Source organism: Kribbella voronezhensis (assembly GCF_004365175.1).
GTDB lineage: Bacteria > Actinomycetota > Actinomycetes > Propionibacteriales > Kribbellaceae > Kribbella > Kribbella voronezhensis.
Window position 1 is genome coordinate 599,938 of the sequence record NZ_SOCE01000001.1, and the last position, 18,319, is coordinate 618,256.

At 69.1% G+C, this 18,319-nt stretch carries 13 protein-coding genes; 5 read left to right on the forward strand and 8 right to left on the reverse strand.

The features are described 5' to 3' along the window. Positions 1 to 89: 89 nt before the first annotated feature. Both EV138_RS02740 and EV138_RS02745 read left to right on the forward strand, forming a co-directional pair. Entirely contained in the window at positions 90 to 1,088 is a 999-nt protein-coding gene (locus EV138_RS02740; RefSeq protein ID WP_133976879.1) for an EamA family transporter, read from the forward strand. A 36-nt stretch (positions 1,089 to 1,124) separates the two neighbouring features. After that, positions 1,125 to 2,594 (forward strand): carboxylesterase/lipase family protein, encoded by a 1,470-nt coding sequence (locus tag EV138_RS02745; RefSeq protein ID WP_133976880.1) that lies wholly within the window; start codon positions 1,125 to 1,127, stop codon positions 2,592 to 2,594. Here the strand turns inward: EV138_RS02745 and EV138_RS02750 are convergent. The 8 genes from EV138_RS02750 to EV138_RS02785 form a co-directional block, all read right to left on the reverse strand. Beyond that, the gene (locus EV138_RS02750; protein ID WP_133976881.1) at positions 2,583 to 3,737 is read right to left on the reverse strand and encodes an alanine--tRNA ligase-related protein; all 1,155 of its coding nucleotides are present in this window, start codon (positions 3,735 to 3,737) and stop codon (positions 2,583 to 2,585) included. The two genes, EV138_RS02745 and EV138_RS02750, sit on opposite strands and share 12 nt — an antisense overlap. A 217-nt stretch (positions 3,738 to 3,954) precedes the next feature. Beyond that, positions 3,955 to 5,067: a glycosyltransferase family 4 protein gene (locus EV138_RS02755; protein WP_133976882.1), complete on the reverse strand. Its 1,113-nt coding sequence runs from the start codon at positions 5,065 to 5,067 to the stop codon at positions 3,955 to 3,957. Beyond that, entirely contained in the window at positions 5,064 to 6,317 is a 1,254-nt protein-coding gene (locus EV138_RS02760; RefSeq protein ID WP_238157922.1) for a M48 family metallopeptidase, read from the reverse strand. Before EV138_RS02760 ends, EV138_RS02755 begins: the two co-directional genes overlap by 4 nt. Further along, positions 6,310 to 7,830, reverse strand: a complete 1,521-nt coding sequence (locus EV138_RS02765; RefSeq protein WP_202866601.1) for a gluzincin family metallopeptidase — start codon at positions 7,828 to 7,830, stop codon at positions 6,310 to 6,312. The genes EV138_RS02760 and EV138_RS02765 overlap by 8 nt, the downstream gene beginning before the upstream one ends. A 153-nt stretch (positions 7,831 to 7,983) precedes the next feature. Further along, positions 7,984 to 8,967: a C40 family peptidase gene (locus EV138_RS02770; RefSeq protein ID WP_238157923.1), complete on the reverse strand. Its 984-nt coding sequence runs from the start codon at positions 8,965 to 8,967 to the stop codon at positions 7,984 to 7,986. Positions 8,968 to 9,293: 326 nt separating this feature from the next. After that, positions 9,294 to 9,479 (reverse strand): hypothetical protein, encoded by a 186-nt coding sequence (locus EV138_RS02775; protein WP_369410708.1) that lies wholly within the window; start codon positions 9,477 to 9,479, stop codon positions 9,294 to 9,296. Between the two features lie 330 nt (positions 9,480 to 9,809). Continuing rightward, on the reverse strand, positions 9,810 to 10,673 hold the full coding sequence (locus EV138_RS02780; protein WP_133976885.1) for a type IV toxin-antitoxin system AbiEi family antitoxin domain-containing protein: 864 nt from the start codon (positions 10,671 to 10,673) through the stop codon (positions 9,810 to 9,812). A gap of 231 nt (positions 10,674 to 10,904) precedes the next feature. After that, positions 10,905 to 12,212: an NYN domain-containing protein gene (locus EV138_RS02785; RefSeq protein ID WP_133976886.1), complete on the reverse strand. Its 1,308-nt coding sequence runs from the start codon at positions 12,210 to 12,212 to the stop codon at positions 10,905 to 10,907. Between the two features lie 174 nt (positions 12,213 to 12,386). Between EV138_RS02785 and EV138_RS02790 the strand changes: the two genes are divergently transcribed. From EV138_RS02790 to EV138_RS02800, 3 genes are all read left to right on the forward strand, one after another. Beyond that, a complete protein-coding gene (locus tag EV138_RS02790; protein WP_133976887.1) occupies positions 12,387 to 14,192 on the forward strand; it encodes a DEDD exonuclease domain-containing protein in 1,806 nt (601 codons plus the stop codon). Positions 14,193 to 14,407: 215 nt separating this feature from the next. Further along, entirely contained in the window at positions 14,408 to 14,695 is a 288-nt protein-coding gene (locus EV138_RS02795; RefSeq protein ID WP_133976888.1) for an Lrp/AsnC family transcriptional regulator, read from the forward strand. Between the two features lie 50 nt (positions 14,696 to 14,745). Further along, positions 14,746 to 17,538 (forward strand): DUF2510 domain-containing protein, encoded by a 2,793-nt coding sequence (locus EV138_RS02800; RefSeq protein WP_133976889.1) that lies wholly within the window; start codon positions 14,746 to 14,748, stop codon positions 17,536 to 17,538. Positions 17,539 to 18,319 lie beyond the last annotated feature (781 nt).

The window sequence follows — 18,319 nt, forward strand, 5'->3', positions numbered from 1 at the left end:
AGCTGAAATAGCTCTCGACGCCGTGTAATGAGTGTGAAAGTGTTATGCCCATGTACAGGACGACCCTGGACGCCGAGTGAGGAGCTGAGATGCACGCACCGCCGGATGCCGCCCGGACCAAGTCGATCGGGCTTGGATTCGCCCTGTTCTCGGCGCTGACCTTCGGAGGTTCCGGGCCGTTCGCGAAGGCGCTCATCGGGGCCGGCTTCTCCCCCGAACAGGCCGCTTGGCTGCGCATTCTGGGCAGTGCCGTCCTCCTGGTTCCGCTGGTCCTCGTCCTTCGCGGCCGGGCCGGGGTCCGCGCCGCCCGGAAGTCCTGGCCGCAGCTGGTGCTCTACGGCCTGACCGGTATCGCCGGCTGCCAGACGCTCTTCTTCATCGCCGCCAGCCGGCTGCCGGTCGGGGTGGCGATCCTGCTGGAGTTCACCGGCCCGGTGCTCGTGGTCGGCTGGCTCAAGTTCGGCCGGAAGGTCGCCGTACCGCGGGCTGCCGCGCTCGGGGTGGCCATCGCGCTGGTCGGCCTCGCCACGGTGGTCGAGGTCTGGTCCGGACTCCAGCTCGACCTGCTCGGCCTGCTGGCCGGGCTCGCGGCCGCCGCCTGCCAGGCGACGTACTTCATCTTGATCGACAAGCTCACCGGCGTCGCGGATCCGCTGGTGATGACCGCCGCCGGCAGCGTCGTCGGCGCCGTCCTGCTGACGGCGATCTCGGCGCCGTGGGCCGTTCCGTGGCATTCGCTGACCGACACCATCGCGATCGGTGAGCGCTCCGCGCCGGGCTGGATCTTCGCCGCGTGGCTCATCGTGGTCAGCACCGTCGTCGCGTACCTCGCCGGCGCCGCCGCAGTACAGCGCTTGTCCGCGGCGATCGGTGGAGCGGTCGCGTACGTCGAGGTCGTCGCGGCCAGCCTGTTCGCCTGGATCCTGCTCGGCGAGACGCTCAAGACGAACCAGATCATCGGTGGCGTCATCGTCCTGCTGGGTGCCTTCGTGGCACAGTCATCCGTCGGCAAGGTGACGCCTGGCGAACTGCCCGGCACGCCCGATCTCGAGCCATCAGAACCTGACCTCGATCGCGCCACGCTCTGAGCTACTGCGCGGCGGAGCGGGTGGCACGATGGGCGGATGGATCCGATTGCGGCGGTAGCGGGTGGCAAGGTTCGCGGGTCGACGAAGGACGGTGTGACCGCCTACTTGGGCATCCCGTACGCCGCCGGTCCACAAGGTGCCGACCTGTACGCCGCACCGAAACCGGTGACTCCGTGGGACGGCGTCCGGGCGACGACCTCGCTCGGGCCGACCGCGCCCCAGCCGGGGTACGAACCGCCGTTCGACAAACTGCTGAACAACCCGATCATCCCTGGCGCGGAGTTCCTCAACGTCAATGTCTGGACGCCTGGCGGCTCGGGCCTGCCGGTGCTGGTCTGGTTCCCCGGCGGCGCTTTCCGCAACGGCTCGAACGCGACCCCGGCGTACGACGGAACGGCCTTCGCCCGCGACGGCGTCGTACTGGTCAGCGTCAACTACCGGCTCGGGGTCGCCGGCTTCGGCGTCGTGGCGGGTGCGCCCAATAATCGCGGGCTGCTCGACCAGTTGGCTGCGCTGGCCTGGGTCCAGGAGAACATCGCGGCGTTCGGCGGCGATCCCGGCCGAGTCACCATCTTCGGTCAGTCCGCGGGTGGGATGAGCGTCGCGACCTTGCTGTCGCTGGCGGCGTCGGAGGGTCTGTACCAGCAGGCGATCGTGCAGAGTGGATCGGCCGAGGCGGTGGCCTTGGCGAGCGATGCGAGCTTGATGACGGCCGAAGTGGCGAAGCGACTCGGCATCGAGGCGACGCCCGAGGCGCTTGGCGCCGTACCGATTCCTGACCTCATCAAGGCCCAGCAGGCCGTGTCGGTCGACCTCCGGCTGAACCCGGATCCATCCCGTTTCGGTGCGAGCGTGGTCAAGGCAGGTGGCGGGATCATGCCGTTCTTCCCGGTGGTGGACGGTGAGCTGATCCACGAACTCCCCCTCGACGCCATCGCCGGTGGCGCGGCGGCGGGCATCGATCTGCTGATCGGGACGACGACGGAGGAGTTCCGGTTCTTCACGGTGCCCAGCGGGATCGCCGCCAGTATCACCGCCGAGGCGCTGCCCGTGCTGCTCAGCCGGGCGGGCATCGATCCGGCCGTTGCCGGACCGTACGCCGCCAACCGGCCGGGCCAGTCTCCTGGCGAGATCTACACCGCGATCACCAGCGACGCCCACTTCGTGTTGCCGACGATCCGGCTCGCCGAGGCGACCAGCGCCACGGCGTACGTGTACGAGTTCAACTGGAAGTCGCCGCTGCCCGGGCTCGGCTCATGCCACGCGCTGGAGATCCCGTTCGTGTTCGACACGTTGGCGAACGAGCCGTCGCCCTTGCAGGGTGACGATCCGCCCCAAGAGCTGGCCGATCGGATGCACGCGGCCTGGGTGGCCTTCGCCACCACCGGGGATCCGGGCTGGTCGCAGTACGACACGACCTCGAGGCCCGTGATGAGCTTCGACCACCCGGAGTCCCGGCAGTTGGCGGATCCACACGGCGACGAACCGGCGCTGCTACGGAAGTAGCGACTGGACGAGCTCGCGCGGCAGGCCGTGCGTCTCGTGCAGGTAGTCGAAGTCGCTCTGGTCGAGCGTCTTCTGGAACCGTTCGTGGCTGATGATCCGGCGCCCGCGCTCCAGCAGGTTCGCGAACCTGATCTCCTCGTCGATCAGGATCCGGCGGACCAGCGTCGGCAGTTCGCCCTGGTGGAAATGCTCGAGAGTGTGCTTGTACAGCTCCATCGGCAGGTCCGAGACGGTGTAGCCGTCGTCGACTCGCCAGAGCAGCGTCAGCACCCGGCGGATCAGCCGGCGCAGCACGTAGCCGCGGCCCGTGTTGGAGGGGTGCACGCCATCGCCGACGATCACCATGCTCGACCGGAGGTGGTCGATGACGATCCGCTGCGACTCCAGGTCCAGCTTCCACAGGCCGGGGACGATCCGCATCCACGGTTCGAACAACGAGGTCTCGTACACCGAGTCCTTGCCCTCGAGCAGCATCGTCAGCCGCTCCAGCCCGAGTCCGGTGTCGATGTTGCGCTGCTGGAGCGGCTCCAGCGAGCCGTCGTCGAACCGGCGGTAGCGCATCATCACGTGGTTCCACACCTCCACCCAGCGGTCGTCGGTGGACGGCGTACCGGTCGGCGTACCGTTGCCCGTCCAGAGGAAGATCTCCGAATCGGGACCGCACGGACCGGTCGGGCCGTTCGACCACCAGTTGTCGTCGGTGGTCAGCTCGATCGGCACGCCGAGCGACTGCCAGGTGCGCAGCGATTCCTGGTCGAGCTCCACCTGGTTGTCACCGCCGAACACGGTCACGTACAGCCGGCCGGGGTCGATGCCGTACCCCTCGGTGAGCAGCTCGTAGCCCCACCGCAGCGTCTGCTCGCTGCCGTAGTCGCCGAGCGACCAGGACCCGAGCATCTCGAACACGGTCAGGTGGGTGCGGTCGCCGACCTCGTCGAGATCGGTGGTCCGCAGGCATCGCTGCACCCCGGTCAGCCGGCGGCCCATCGGATGTGGTTCGCCTTCGAGATAAGGCGTCAGCGGATGCATCCCGGAGGTCGTGAACAGCACCGGGTCACCGGGGCGCGTGATGAGCGACGAGCCCGTGGTGGGCACGTGGCCGCGGTCGGTGAAGAAGTCGATGAAGGTCTTCTGGAGGCTCATTTCTGGATTCCTTTGCGGGTGTGGACCGGAAAGGTGAGCCTGGTTCTGGGCAAAACAAAACCGGCGGACCGTTTCCGGTCGCCGGTGGGTTCGAAGAAGATGTCAGGCAGCGGCAGCCGGAGAGCACGAAGCTCGTACGGCTGCTGCGAGGCGCGACATCTGATGCATGGGACCCAGAGTACACACACTCGCGCGGGGTTTGTCCACGAGGTTGGCGTCACACCTCGAGCAACTGCCGCAGCGTCTGCCCCGATCGTTGCCAGGTCCACTCAGCCGCGACCCACTCACGACCGGCCTTGCCCATCGCCTGGGCCCTGGCCGGATCGGTCAGCAGCTGAACGAGCCGTACGGCGACCGCGACCGGGTTGTACGGATCCACCAGATACCCAGTCTCCCCGTGCCGGACGGTGTCGGAGGCGCCGCCGGAATCGCCGACCAGGACCGGCTTCCCGGTCGCGGCGGCCTCCAGCGAGACGATCCCGAGCGCCTCGGGTTCCAACCCGAACCGCCTCGTCCGGCAAGGCATCGCGAAGACGTCCGCCGCATCGACGTACGGCGGGATGTCGGCCCACGGCACCGCGCCGGTGAAGCGCACCGCGTGTTCCACTCCCATCGTCTTCGCGAGTGCGGTCAGCGGTTCTCGTGCGGGCCCACCGCCGACGAGGAGCAGGACAGCTGTCGGTACTTCGGCCAGAACCCTTGGCCACGCGCGGATCAGCGTGTCCTGGCCCTTGCGAGCTACCAGCCTCGACACGCATGCCACGACCGGAACGCCTTCCAGGCCAAGGCCCTTGCGCACCTGCTCGCCACCACACCCCGGGTAGAACCTGGAGGTATCGACCCCTGGCGTCAGTCTGCGGACTTTCGCCTTATCGGACAGGGCTTTCGTGATCTGTTCCTCGCACCAGTTCGAGACCGTGGTCACCGTGTCGGCCGCATCCCCGATCCGCCGCAACGCCTGCCGGGTCCCCGGTACGCCGGCCCACCAGGTCTCGTGTCCGTGCGTCATGGCGACGATCCGCCGCGCTCCGGCTTTGCGGAGGGCGGGCCCCATCAATCCCAGCGGCGCGGCGGCGCCGAAGAGCACGCGATCCGCCTGATAGCGATGCATCACGTCCACGGCGTGCCGGGTGATGCGTGCCGTCGGCAACAACATCGACGTACGGTCCCGCTCGACCGGAAACGCCAGCCCTGCGTCGTACTGCGTGTCGCCGGGCATCCTCGCGGTGAAGACGACCAAGTCGTCCAGTTGGTCGCACAGCGAGCGGACGAAGGTCTCGATCCCGCCCTGGCGCGGGGGGAAATCGTTGGTGACGACGAGAACGGTCATCGCCGGACCAGCGGCGGGACCACCGATCCGTGCTCGCTCGCCCAGGCCCGGCCCATCGCGATCCGCTCAGGTGGAGTCGGGTGGTTCGCGAACATCCAGTAACGCCAGCGGCTCGGGTTGAGGGCGGAGATGTTCGTGACCGACAACTGATGCTCCATGGCGACGAAGTCCACCGGATCGTTCGTCAGGCGGAGCGAGTGGAAGTCGGCGCGGGCCTCGATCTTGCGGCTCACGAGGTTTTCAACGGGTGCGGACAGCGCAGTACCAGCGGTGATCATTGCCAACAGCAACGCCGTGTGCCGTGGATCGGACATGCGTGCTCCGAGCAACAATCGCAGCAGGACCACCGCGAAGGCTGCTCCCAGTGCGCCGATGAAGGTGCCGTGGAGTACGTCGCCCTCGGCCGCGTGGCCCAACTCGTGCGCGACGACGAGCCGCACTTGCGCCGGCGGGGCGTCCTTGAGCAGCGTGTCGTACACGACCAGCCTTCGGGTCGATCCGAAGCCGGAGACGTAGGCGTTGAGGGACGTGGTCCGCTTGGAGGCATCCGCCACCAGGACATCCTTGACCGGTACGCCGTCCTGCTTGGCCAACTGGAGGAGTTCGTCGCGCTGCGCGCCGGGTGCCAGCGAGGTGAAGTCGTTGAAGCGCGGCTCCACCAGGACGGGATAGGCGAAGGAGATACCGAGCACCAGGACCGCGCCGGCGATCGCGGCCGACGCCCACCACCAGTTCCGCCAGCGCCGTGCCAGCGCGACCAGGCCGAGCGCGATCGCGATCAGCACGATTGCCATCAGCAACCAGTTGACCGCGCGGTCGCGGATCCACAGTCCCCAGTCCTGGGTCGACAGCCCGTACTTCCGGGCGACTCGCTCGGCCATCACGTCGGTCGGTACGGTCACCAGGCCGGCCAGTAGTCCCAACCCGGCCACGAGAACCGGCACCGCGTAGTACCAGCGGAGCTTGATCGCGTCGTACAGGCGGCGGCCGAGCGGGCTGAAGCCGATGACGAGCGGGACGAGGAGCGAGAGTACCCAGGAAGCGGTCGACCAGGGCAAGAGCTCGTGCCGGAACTGGTTCTGCCGGTCGATCTCGGCCGTGGTGAAGTCGAGCGTCGCGTCCGGTTTCGGCAGGTCGATCAGGTGCCAGGGCGTGGTCGTGACGATCACGGCGATCAGGGCGGCGGCCAGCACCACCGCGACTACCCGGGGTACGGCGTTTCGCACCGGTCCGGGCGCCGGCTCAGACACCGGCGAGCCTCTGCAGGTACTTCTGCCAGTCGGCGACGAACTGCTGTTCCGTCGTACCGAGCACCGAACGGAACGCGTCGGTCAGGCCGGTCGGGCTCTTCGAGGTGTGCACGGCCCGGTAGAACTTCACCAGTTTCGCCTGCCCCTCGCGCTCGCCGATCAGCCGGCAGGCCAGCCAGGCCGCCTCGTACGACTGGGCCAGGTCCGTCGACGAGGCGGAGAACGCCTCCGGCGGCGGCAGCCCCTTCGGCACCTTGCCGGCCCGGATCGCCTTGAACAACTCCTTCGCCGCCGACTCGTCCTGGACGGACACGGCGGTGAAGGCCACGTAGTCGGCGAACCCCTCGGCCAGCCACAGCGGCACCGGCGAGGCGGTCGCCGTCGAGGCGACGTGGGTGGTCTCGTGCGTCAGGACGATCCTGCGACCCTGCTTGCCCAGTTCCTCGAACAGCTTCGGGTTGGCGACGATCCGCACCGGCGCGCCCGCCTGCGGCGTGTCGAGCTCGGCCATCGTCACCGCGGCGATCTGCGTGTAGGTGCCCGGCTGCGCGCCGAGCACCGACTCCATCTCGGCTTGCTTGGCCGGCAGGTAGATGACGGTCTTCTGCCGCCAGTTCTTGCCCCACACCCTGCTGACCGACTCGACCGCCTTGTCAGCCACGGTGGCGTAGTCGTCCGCGTTCGCCTGCGAGTTGAGGCTGATCACCAGACTGTGCGTGCCCTTGGCGACGTCGATCGCGCCGAGCGCCCAGATCGGCCGCCGCTGACCGGCGACGAACCGTTCGCTGAACGACGCGGCGTACGTCGTACCGGCTCTGGTGACGAAAGTGACCGGCATCGTCTCGCGAGCAGGCTTCGCGTCGTACCCGGTGAGCTGCCAGGACACCTCGACCTGCGCGAGCCAGGATTCGGTGCCGCCGAGGGCGCTCTTGCGGTCCGGTTCGAGCGCGGCCGGGTCGTCACTGACGTAGCGCAACTGGAAGGTGGCCAGCGGCAACTTTCCGAGATTGTTGAAGACCGTCCGGGCCTGGTCGTCGAACGCCTTCGCCTGCGGGTCGATCGCGCTCATGAACGTCCCGCGGCTGTCTGTCTTGACGGCGTCGGCCATCCGCTGCAGCACCGCCTCGCCCTCGACGGCGCGACGTACACCCTCGGCCGCGTCATCCGGTGACTGACTCTGGCTCGGTACGCCGTTGTGGCCGTGCGCGCCGCCCGGCTCCGCGGGAGCGTTGGCGACGTTGCGGAGGCCGGCGTACCCGGCACCGGCGACCACGACAACTGCCATGCCGAGCGCGACCCGCTTCAGAAGTGCGGGTGAGAGGTTGGCCGGGAGTTTGAGGTTGCCAGGCTTGAGGTTGCTGAGCTTCGTCAGCCTGAGGCTGCCGAGCAGAGGCGCGCCGCCGCCTGCGGCGTGCTGGGCCGGGATCAGGATCGTGGTCTGGTCCGACACCGGCTTCGCGGGCTGAGGGGTCGGCGGATCGGCCGGCCTGGTGCCGCCTTTTTCGTCGATCACCTCGGCCCCTCGCTACTCAGCTGCCCCCGTCCGGGGCATCACTCTAATGTCCCAGGGATCATCTGCCGTTCCGGACAGTGAAGCACTCGGCCGGTGACATGACTCGGCTCCGGGGACCTGCCCCGGAGCCGACGATCATGTCAGAGGTGCGGATCAGCCCGGGCGGACCGCGCCGGTGTAGCCGCTCATGTAGTCGACGTCGTTGATCTGGACCGGCTTGCCCGGGCGGGGTGCGTGCACCATCTTGCCGTTGCCGATGTACATCCCGACGTGGTGGATGGGGCTGCCGAAGAAGACCAGGTCACCGGGCATCAGGTTGGACCGGCTGACGCGGCGACCCTCGCCGTACTGCGCCGCGGAGGAGTGCGACAGCGAGACGCCGGCCTTGCCCCAGGCGTACATCGTCAGGCCGGAGCAGTCGAACGAACTCGGACCGTCGGCGCCCCAGACGTAGCTGTCGCCCTGTTGGTCCAGCGCCGCCTGGACGGCGATGCCGGCGCGGCCGCTGACCGGCACGTTCGGCAGGTTGTCGTCCATCCGGCCCTTGTCGCGGCTCGGGCGCTTGGCGCGGGCGTCGTTGGCTTCCTTCTCGTTCTCCGCCTGGATCCGGGCGCGATCGGCGTCGCTGAGCTTGCCGAGCACCTTCTCCGCGGCGTCGAGGTTCGCCTGGAGCTGCTTCTTCAGACCTTCTTGCTGCGCCTTCACGGCCTGCAGCGCGGCGAGCTCGCTCTGCTCGCTGGCCTGCAGGTCGGACAGCTTGCCCTGGGCGTCCTGGAACTTGCGGAGCGCCGAGTTCTGCTGGCCGGCGAACGCCTGCGCGGTGGAGGCCTGGCTGAGGAACTGGTCGGGGTTCGTCGACAGCAGCAACTGCGCCGTCGTGGACATCCCGGACGTCTGGTAGCCGGCGACCGCGAGGGACCCGATCTGCCGCTTGACCGCATCGACCTGGACCTGCTGCTTGGCGATCCCGGCCTGCAGTGCCTTCACCTTGGCCTGCTGCGCGGAGATCTTGCCGCGGAGCTCGTTGGCCGCCTCACCGGCGACCTCGGCCTTCTCCTGCAGATCCGCTACCTGGGCCTTCGCCTGCGCCAAAGTCGGCTTCGGGTCCGCGTCCGCGGCTCCCTGAATGAACAGCACACCAGCGGCTACAGCGGTGGTGGTGATGGCGGCGAGGGCAATACCTCTGGTGCGGTTAAAGCGGCCGGTGGACACAGCCTGGTCGGTCCCTTCCTGTGCTGACGCCGTCCCCGTCGACCGCGCCTGGTTCTCGCTGGGAGTCCTACCGCTGTAACTCCCGAACGACCCGGCGGGTCACACCTCGGCTAGTCGCTGCCCGGCCGGTCTGGTCAACCGGCACGCTGGGGCAACGAGAGGTAACAGTAGTAACCGATTCGTGACCGATGCAATTCGCCCCTCTGGTTTGATCCAAACTTAACGTCCGGAAAGCCCTTCCAGCGCAGCTCTCAGACGGCGTCGGCAGCCGGATCCCCTTCCGCAGCAGCGTTTGGCTCGACGCTACTGACGGCATGCACCAAACGCAGGGGCGGAACCAGCCCGGACTCGGCCAGCACGCCGAGGGCGGCGAGCTCCTCGTCGTCCACCCGGATCGAACTCTGCTCGGGCGGCATCCCGAGCAGCACCGTGACCACGCAGTCACGGCACCCCGGACCTCTCATCACACACGCGTCGCAGTCGATCAGCACAACGTCCTCCAAAGTGGGGAAGCACCCGGACTTGCACCCGGCTGAAAAGGACGCTAGAGGGCCCCTCCGACACTTTCCCGCCCCAACCCGTTGCCCCCTCCCCCAAATGGGCGTACCGACGGACAGTAGGTAGCGCGCAACTCCAAGGATTTACCGCGCCGATCCGGGGTTTTCAGCCTCAGCCCAGCCCGAGCACACCGCCGTACGGGTGACACCTCCTGTCCGTCGGTACATCGGCCGATCGCAACGCCCAAGCCACCTCGTACTACGGAGCGCTCACATCCCCGCCAGACGCTGCGCCAGCGCGCGCCGGATCGTGGCGACGACCCAGTCCGGGTTCGACAGCACCTGCTCGTAGGTGAACCTGAGGACCAGCCAGCCCGCCGCCACCAGTTCGTCGTACCGCCGGCAGTCAGCCGCGAACTCACTCCGGCCCCCATGGAACTGGTATCCATCAGCCTCGATCGCAAGCCGCGCCTGCCGGTGACCGAGATCGACCCGGGCCCGGAACGGACCCGCCTCGACAACCACCTGCGGCTCGAATCCCTCGATCCCGGCATCCAGTAACACCGCCCGCAGGACGGACTCGAGGAAACTGCCGGCCCACGCGTGCGCCACGCCCGCGATTCGGCGAGCGTTCGGAGTTCCAGGGCCCCGCATTCGTGTCGCTGCCGCCACCAGGTCCGAACGGTGGATGCTCGTTCTGGCGAGCGCGGCGTCGGCCACGGCCAGTGCTTCGGCGAACGGAAGGATCCGCGCGCAGTCGAGGACGGTGCGTGTGACTGAAGTCGTCCGGCCGGGGATATCGCCCGGATCGATCTCTGCCCAGTGGAGGACCGCCGGCGGGCCCGGGCGTGAATGCCTGTTGGGCGGGACAGTGACGTGCGGCAGTTCTGGTGGGGTGAGGAGCGGGAGGCCCCAGTACTCCGCTGCGCTCAGGTGCGACAGGACCCCGTCGTAGGCGATGGCGACCCGTTGAGCCGCGAACAGTCCGGACCGCACGTAGATGCCGCGGGCAACCCGCTCGATCACGCCGAACTTGACCGCCTTGGCGACCGCGCGACGAGAACTGCCCGCCACCAACTCGCCGAAGGTTGCCAGCCCACCGTTTCGCGCGAGTACCTGCGTCACCGCCTCCATCGGCAAACCTTGCCTGGTGACGGCCGATCGGCGTCGAGCGTTGTCCACAAGCGCGTACCGACGGACAGGAGGTGTCCCTCGCCACTGGCTACGGCCCAGGCTCAGCGGCCGCCTTGCGGGCCGCAGTACGGCCGGATCTCCTGTCCGTCGGTACGCCGCCGGGCAGCCCGAGGCCGGATGAGCGCGGCGGACCGGCGTACCGGGGGGCGGCGTACTGGCGTGTTGGGTGGGTCAGGGGCGGGTTATGCGGCTCAGGAGGGTTTTGGCGGAGAGGGCTCGGGCGCCCATGGTGATGGTGCTGTCGGCTACTTCGCGGTCGGTGGAGACGACTACGACGGGGCGGCCTGGGGGTTCTGCGCGGACCAACTGGCGGATGACCTCGTCGGCGATGACGCCGGCGGGGCTGAAGCGGACGCGTACGCCGCGGGGTGGGGTCAGCTGGACGGGTCCGGAGAGTTCGGCGCCGTCGAACACCACCGTGACCTCGATCCGCCGTTGCGCCACCAGCGCCCCGAGCGCGGTGACGAGGCGTTGCCGCTGGGAGTGGAGCGGAGAGTTCGGCCAGGCCGTCTTGGTGACGTTGTAGCCGTCGATGATCAGGTGCACCTGCGGAAGCGCCAGGAGCTCGTCGAAGAGCGCCGGATCGTCCTCCGGCGCGGAACGGCCGACCGGAGAGGCGGACGGCTCCACACCGGCAACGGTGTCAGCTGGGCGGAGGTCTCCCCCGGGCGGCAGCGCCAGTTCGCGACGGAGTCCTCCCGCGGCCTCGACCAAGGTGTCCAGCAGCAGGCGCGTCCTGGTCGAGATGAGCTCGCGCTCTTGTCCCGCAGTACGGCGGGCAGCGTGTTCGACCGCCTCCAGTTCGGTGATGCGGGCCCGGAGTTTGCGCAGCTCACGGTCGACTTCGGCGCGGGCCGCGTCGACGCGTTCGTCGGCCGTGTTCGCCTCGACGGTGCGCAGTTCGAGCTCGCCTTGCAGGCCGGTGATCCGCTGGCGCGCCTCGTTCAGCTTGCGGCGGAGCGTGACATTCTCGGCCTTGAGGTCGGTGACCTGCTCGCGCAAACGTTCCCGCACCTGCCGGGTCTCGGTCCGGGCCTGGTCGAGTTGCTCGCTGAGCCGGTGCACCGCCTCGTCGTCGTGCTTCGGCTGCTCGGCCGGAAGCTGGGCGGCGTCTGCGACCCGCTGCTCCCAATCGACCGGCCGAAGCAGGTACGCGAGCGCGGCGACTTCCACCGGCTCGGCCGCGGGCACCGGGATTCCCTCGGCGACCGGGTCGCCCAGCTCGGGGTGCTCACGCCGTACCTCGAACGCGATCAGCCGGCGGAAATGCTCGTCGGTGTCGAGGATCGGGCCGAGTACGGACGCCGAGAGCTTCGCGCGCTTGCCGGGCGCGAAACTGGCGAACCGCCGCAGCGGGGGTGGGATGTCGGTCGCGGGCAGCTGACCCAGAGCCTGGGCGGCGAGGGTGAGAACCCGTTGCCGCACCGGTTCGGGCAAGGTGGTGGCAGCGGAGCTCGCGGCGGCGCCGGCCTCAGCCACCGGTCCGCAGTCCGGCCGGAACGGCTGCCTGGCTCCGCCAGTGACGCAGACCACAACGCCCGGGCCGGAAGCCCGGATTCGCGGTGATCGCTTGTGTACGCATACTGAGAGCCTAGTCGGTCCGCGTGCGTGTCACCTGGGGAATTGTCGGTGGGGCCTTCTAGCGTCTTGGCCATGAGCAGCCCATCGCCGGATCACGCCGCTGCCCCGGCGCCCGCGCCGGTCATGCCGATCCGTGGTGTGCAACCGAGTTTCGACGACCTCGGTACGCCGTTGCGCGACGTCACCTTCTGCGTGGTCGACCTGGAGACCACCGGTGGCGCGCCGGGCGCTTCGGGGATCACCGAGATCGGCGCGGTCAAGGTTCGCGGCGGCGAGGTGCTCGGGGAGTTCCAGACGCTGGTGAATCCGGCCGAGCCGATCCCGCCCTTCATCGCCGTACTGACCGGCATCACCGACCTGATGGTTGCCTCGTCGCCGCGGATCGACTCGGTGCTGCCCGCGTTCCTGGAGTTCGCCCGCGGCTGCGTGATGGTGGCTCACAACGCGCCGTTCGACATGGGTTTCCTGAAGCACGACAGCCAGATCCACGGCTATGACTGGCCCGACTTCGCCGTCGTCGACACCGCCTTGCTGGCCCGCCGGGTGATCACGCCCGACGAGGCGCCGAACTGCAAACTCGGCACGCTCGCGAAGTTGTTCCGGGCAACCACCACGCCGAATCACCGCGCCCTGTCCGACGCCCGGGCGACCGTCGACGTGCTGCACGGTTTGTTCGAGCGGGTCGGCTCCCTCGGCGTACAGACCCTGGAAGACCTGCAGACGTACTCCGCCCGCGTGGCGCCGCAGGTCCGCGCGAAGCGGCATCTGGCCGAGTCGTTGCCGCACGCACCTGGTGTCTACCTGTTCACCGACGACCGCGGCGAGGTCCTGTACGTCGGGAAGTCGAAGGACCTGCGCACCCGCGTCCGGTCGTACTTCACCGCCTCCGAGACCCGCACCAGGATCGGCGAGATGATCGGGATCGCCACCGGGGTCCGCGGCATCGAGTGCGGGACGGCGCTGGAGGCCGAGATCCGCGAGCTCCGGCTGATCGCGGAACACAAACCGCGGTACAACCGGCGCTCGAAGTTCCCCGAGCGGCAGCACTGGCTGAAGGTGACCGTCGAGCCGTTCCCGCGGCTGTCGCTGGTGAAGCAGGTGCGCGACGACGACGCCGGGTATCTCGGGCCGTTCAGTTCGCGGAAGACGGCCGAGCGGGCGATGGCGGCGCTGCACGAGGCGTTCCCGATCCGCCAGTGCACGGTCCGGATGTCGCGCACGCCGTCCGTCTCGCCGTGTGTGCTGGCCGAGATGGGTCGGTGTGTGGCGCCCTGCGACGGGCGGATCTCAGCGGATTCGTACGGCGAATTCGTCACCGCGCTGCGCTCGGCGCTGACCGTCGACCCGGCGCCCGTCGTCGAGGCGCTGGATCGCCGCATCGACGTACTGTCGGCCGACGAGCGGTTCGAGGACGCGGCCGTGCATCGTGATCGGCTCAGCGCGTTCGTCCGGAGCAGCGCGAAGATGCAGCGGATGTCGTCTCTGACGGGGTGCGCGGAGATCTGCGCGGCCCGGCGTACGGACGACGGCGGCTGGGAGTTGCACGTGATCCGCCGGGGGCGGCTGGCGGCGGCGGGGATCAGCCCGCGCGGGACGGATCCCCGGAAGTACCTGGAGATGCTGCGCGCCTCGGCCGAGACGGTCCTGCCCGGAATCGGACCGGTGGCGAGCGCCTCACCGGAGGAGATCGAGCTCGTACTGCGCTGGCTCGACTCCCCCGACATCCGCCTGGTCGAGATGGACGGCACCTGGACCTGCCCGATCAGCGGCGCCGGCCGGCACGTGAGCCGCCTCGACAACTCGTACTCCGAAGACCACCACCACCCGAGCGAACGCCGCCGCCGCATGCGCCCCCTCGGAGCCACCCGCGCCGGCTGAGCGCCCATCGCAGTACGGCTCCACCGAGCAGCGCGACTGGGTCGGCCGAGCGGCACATCGGGGTTGGTTGAGCGGCGCGATCGGGGTTGATCGAGCGGCGCGCTCTGAGTTGGTTGAGCGGGCGCGATCGGGGTTGGGTGAGCGGGGCGCATTATGCTGCAGCGGCAGGTTTCGAGGTTCTGGTTCCGGGGTTCCGGGTTCGAGGAGAGGACGACATGGTCACCGCGATCGTGTTCATCAAGGCCGACGTCGCACGCATTCCCGAGGTCGCCGAACAGGTGGCGGCGATCGACGGCGTCAGCGAGGTGTACTCCGTGACCGGCGGGCTCGACCTGATCGCGATGATCCGGGTCGCCCACCACGACGACCTGGCGACCGTGATCCCCGACCACGTGAACCGGGTGCCCGGCGTCCTGAGCACCGAGACGCACATCGCGTTCCGCACCTACTCCACCCACGACCTCGAGGCGGCCTTCAGTCTGGGCCAGGAGGACGGCGTCTGAGGGCCGGAAATCCGCCCCTTCCTGACACGAGCTGAAGTTACGGTGAACCCATGAGCAACCCTCCCGCGGGCTGGTATCCGGACCCCACCGGACAGGCCAACACCATCCGCTGGTGGAACGGGACGCAGTGGACCAACAAAACCGAAACCGAGGTCCCCACCGAAACACCCGCCGCATCACCTGCCGCCGAGAGCAAGCCAAGCACCTCCGCGAGCACCTCAACCGGCGCGGACGGCTCAGACGGCCCGTCCCCGGACAGTACGACGAACGCCGCCGCTGGTGTCACCCCGGATCAGGCGACGTCCGGCTCTGCTCCTGAGCCACTTCAGGCGATCTCAGGCGGAGCCGCCGGCGCAGGCGAGGCGATCGCCGGGAACGCGGGTGGATCGGCCACGGCTCAGACGAGTTCGGATGAGGCTGGCTCTGGTGAGAGTGCGGCTGCTGCGGCTGCCGCGGCTGCTGCGGAGAAGGTGAGTGCGGCGGAGAAGGCGAAGGCGACTTGGACTCAGGTGCCGCCAGTGCCAGTGCCCGCCAACCATTGGACTCAGCAGCCCGCCCGCCCGTTCGATCCGAACGCCAAACCGTCAGCCAGCGCAGCAGCAGCCTCTGACAGTGCGGGCGAGGACGCGCCGGAGGGCCGGTGGAAACTCAAGCTGGCCGAACCTGTGCGCAGTACGTCCGATGACGACTCCGAGTCGAAAGGCGATAGCCAGGCTCGGGGGAACGGCGTAGGTGAGGTGGCCGCGACAGCTGGCAGCGGCGCCGGGGCTCCTGCTGACGCCGCGGGCAACGGCGACGGAAGCGCGTCAGGCCACGACGATGGTGACGGTGATGGTCAGGCGACCGTGGTTGCGGGTTCGTGGGCGCGGAGCGGCGGTGACCAGGAATCGCAGACGCAGGAATGGGCACCGACGAGCTGGACCGTGCGACCGACTCAGGTCAACACCGGCGAAGGCTGGAACGCGGGCACGCAGCAGAGCACGAATGGCGGCTGGCAAACAGCAGGCAGTACGCCGTGGCAAACAACCGGTGCTCAGGCAGGCGATTCCGACAACAACACCCCACAGATTGCCGGAGTCTGGCAGCCCAACGCCACAAGCCAGGAAGCCGAAGCACAAGGCAACGAGACAGCTGGCGGCACCGGGGCCTGGGGCAACAACCAGAGCACCGACGCAGAAGCCGGCACCGCAACCTGGCAAGCGAAAGACACCAACCAAGTCGGCGATGCCGCCGAAACCCAAGGCGACACAACGCAGAGTGGTACCGGAGGTTGGGGCAACGTTGCGGCGGGGCAGGGCGCTGAAGGCACCGGCGACGGCGGGCAAGCCGGCCCGTGGCAGGCCACCACTGCCGAGCAAGGCGCTGGGAGCACCGGCGACGGTGGGCAGGCTGGGCTCTGGCAGGCGACCACTGCCGAGCAGGGCGCTGGGGGCACCGGCGACGGCGGGCAGGCTGGGCTGTGGCAGGCGACCACTGCGGGGCAGGGCGCTGGGGGCACCGGCGACGGCGGGCAGGCTGGGCTGTGGCAGGCGACCACTGCGGGGCAGGGCGCTGGGGGCACCGGCGACGGCGGACAGGCTGGGCTGTGGCAGGGGGCTGCTGGCGGGCAGGGTGGGGGCGCGCAGGGCGGCGTACAGGGTGGCGTCGCGTGGGGCGGCGGTGCTGCGGAGAGTGGTGGCGGGAGCGGCGAGGACGGGAAGCTCGGTCTGTGGCAGCCGGTTGCTGGTGAACAGGGCGATGCGGCGCAGGGCGGCGTACAAGGTGGCGCTGGAGGTTGGGGCAGCAACGCTGCAGGGCAAGGTGCTGGGGGCACCGGCGACAGCGGGCAGAGTGGCTTGTGGCAGGGGGCTGCTGGGGAGCAGAGCGGTGTGCAGGGTGGCGAATGGCAGGGCGGGCAGGTGGCTCTGCAGGGGGGCGGGCAGTGGCAGGGTGGGGCAACTCAGACGGCTACTGCTTGGCAGCAAGGTGGGGGTGGGCAGTGGAGTGGCGGGGACGAGGCGGACAAGGGGTCGGGGCGTAAGGGCGGCGGGTCTCGTGGTGCTGGTGGGTCGGGTGCCGGGGGCAACAAGACGACAATTGTGATTGCGGCGGCGGTGGGGTTGGTACTCATCGTCGTGGCGGCGGTGTTCTTCATCTTGAAGGATCGCAACGACAACACCGCCGACCCGAGCACGTCGCCGACCGCTCCGGTGTCGACCGGGCCGACCAGCGGTACCTCGGATCCGACGTCGGCGCCGACCTCCGCGCCGACCTCGGCGCCCACGTCGCAGCCGACGAGCCAGCCGACCGGACCGCAGAGCAGCATTTCTCCCGGTCAGTCCAAGAACCCCAAGCTGCACGAGGGTTCGCGGATCGCGTCGGACGCGATCTCGTTCCCGCGGCTCAGGCCGCCGTGGTCGGACCGCAAGCGGCTGGTACCGCAACTGCTCAACTCCAGCGGCCAGTACGTGCTGCTGCAAGAGAACTTTGACGGCAAGAACGACTGGTACGCCGACGTCTTCGTCGGCGCGCTCGGTACGGCGACCCTGTTCAACGGGAACACGCAGGCGACCGCTTCGGATTTGTCGTTCCAGATCCAGAGTTCGATGTACGGCGACATCCCGGTGACGTTCAAGCCGCTGCGGAACGGACCGGTGAAGCGGACGGGCAAGCCCGGCTGGTACTACCAGCAGTCGGTCACGGTGAACTCGCCGAAGATCACCGCGAAGGTGCTGACGCTGACGGTCGCCGTCTTCGACCTCGGTGACGGAACCGCAGTCGCGTACATCAGCGACATCCCCACGAACCGGCCGGACCTGAGGACGGCCGAGAGCCAGGTCTACAAGGGAATCAACGTTGGCTGAGAACGAGACCCCGCAACCGCCCCAGCGCCCTCCGGCGAGGCACAGCGCACCCCCGCGCCCCGCCACGCCGCCCGGCCCTCCCAACCCCCACCAGGAGCAAGCCCTCCCCGACCCCCGATTCCCCACCAACCCACCTGCGGGTGACCCCCGCACACCCCAAGGCACACCGCCCGCTGACGCTGTCTCGCCACGTCCGACACCCGACCCGCTGTCGTCGACTCCGTCGTCAGCCCCACGGTCCTCGGATCCCCTGGCGAGTCCGCGGTACCCCGCTCCCCCGCCGGATTCCCTGGCGAGTCCGCGGTCTTCCGCTCCCCCGTCGGATGCCCTGGCGAGTCCGCGGTCTCCCGCTCCCCCGCCGGATCGCCTGGTGAGTTCGCGGCCTCCGTCGTCGTCGGATGCGCTGTCGGGGCCGTCGGTGGGTTCGAGTTTGGCGGATGCGTTGTCGTCGGATGCGTTGTCGGGCGGCGCGTCGGTGGGTGATCCGTTGGGCGGGCAGTCGCGCGCGCCGGCGCCGCCTCCTCCGCCGCCTTCCATGTCCGCTGATCAACCGCAGGCCCGACCGACTCAGGCAGTCCCTGGGCAGCAGCCACAAGCGCCGGTTGGACAACCGCAGCACCAGGTAGGTCGGCCGCAGCCACGCCCGGATCAGCTGCGCGGGCAGCAGCCGCAGTTTCCTGCTGCGCAAGGACACCCGCCACAAGGTGGGTCTACGCAAGGACGCCCGGCACAAGGTGGACCTGCGCAAGGACGCCCGGCACAAGATGGACCTGCGCAAGGT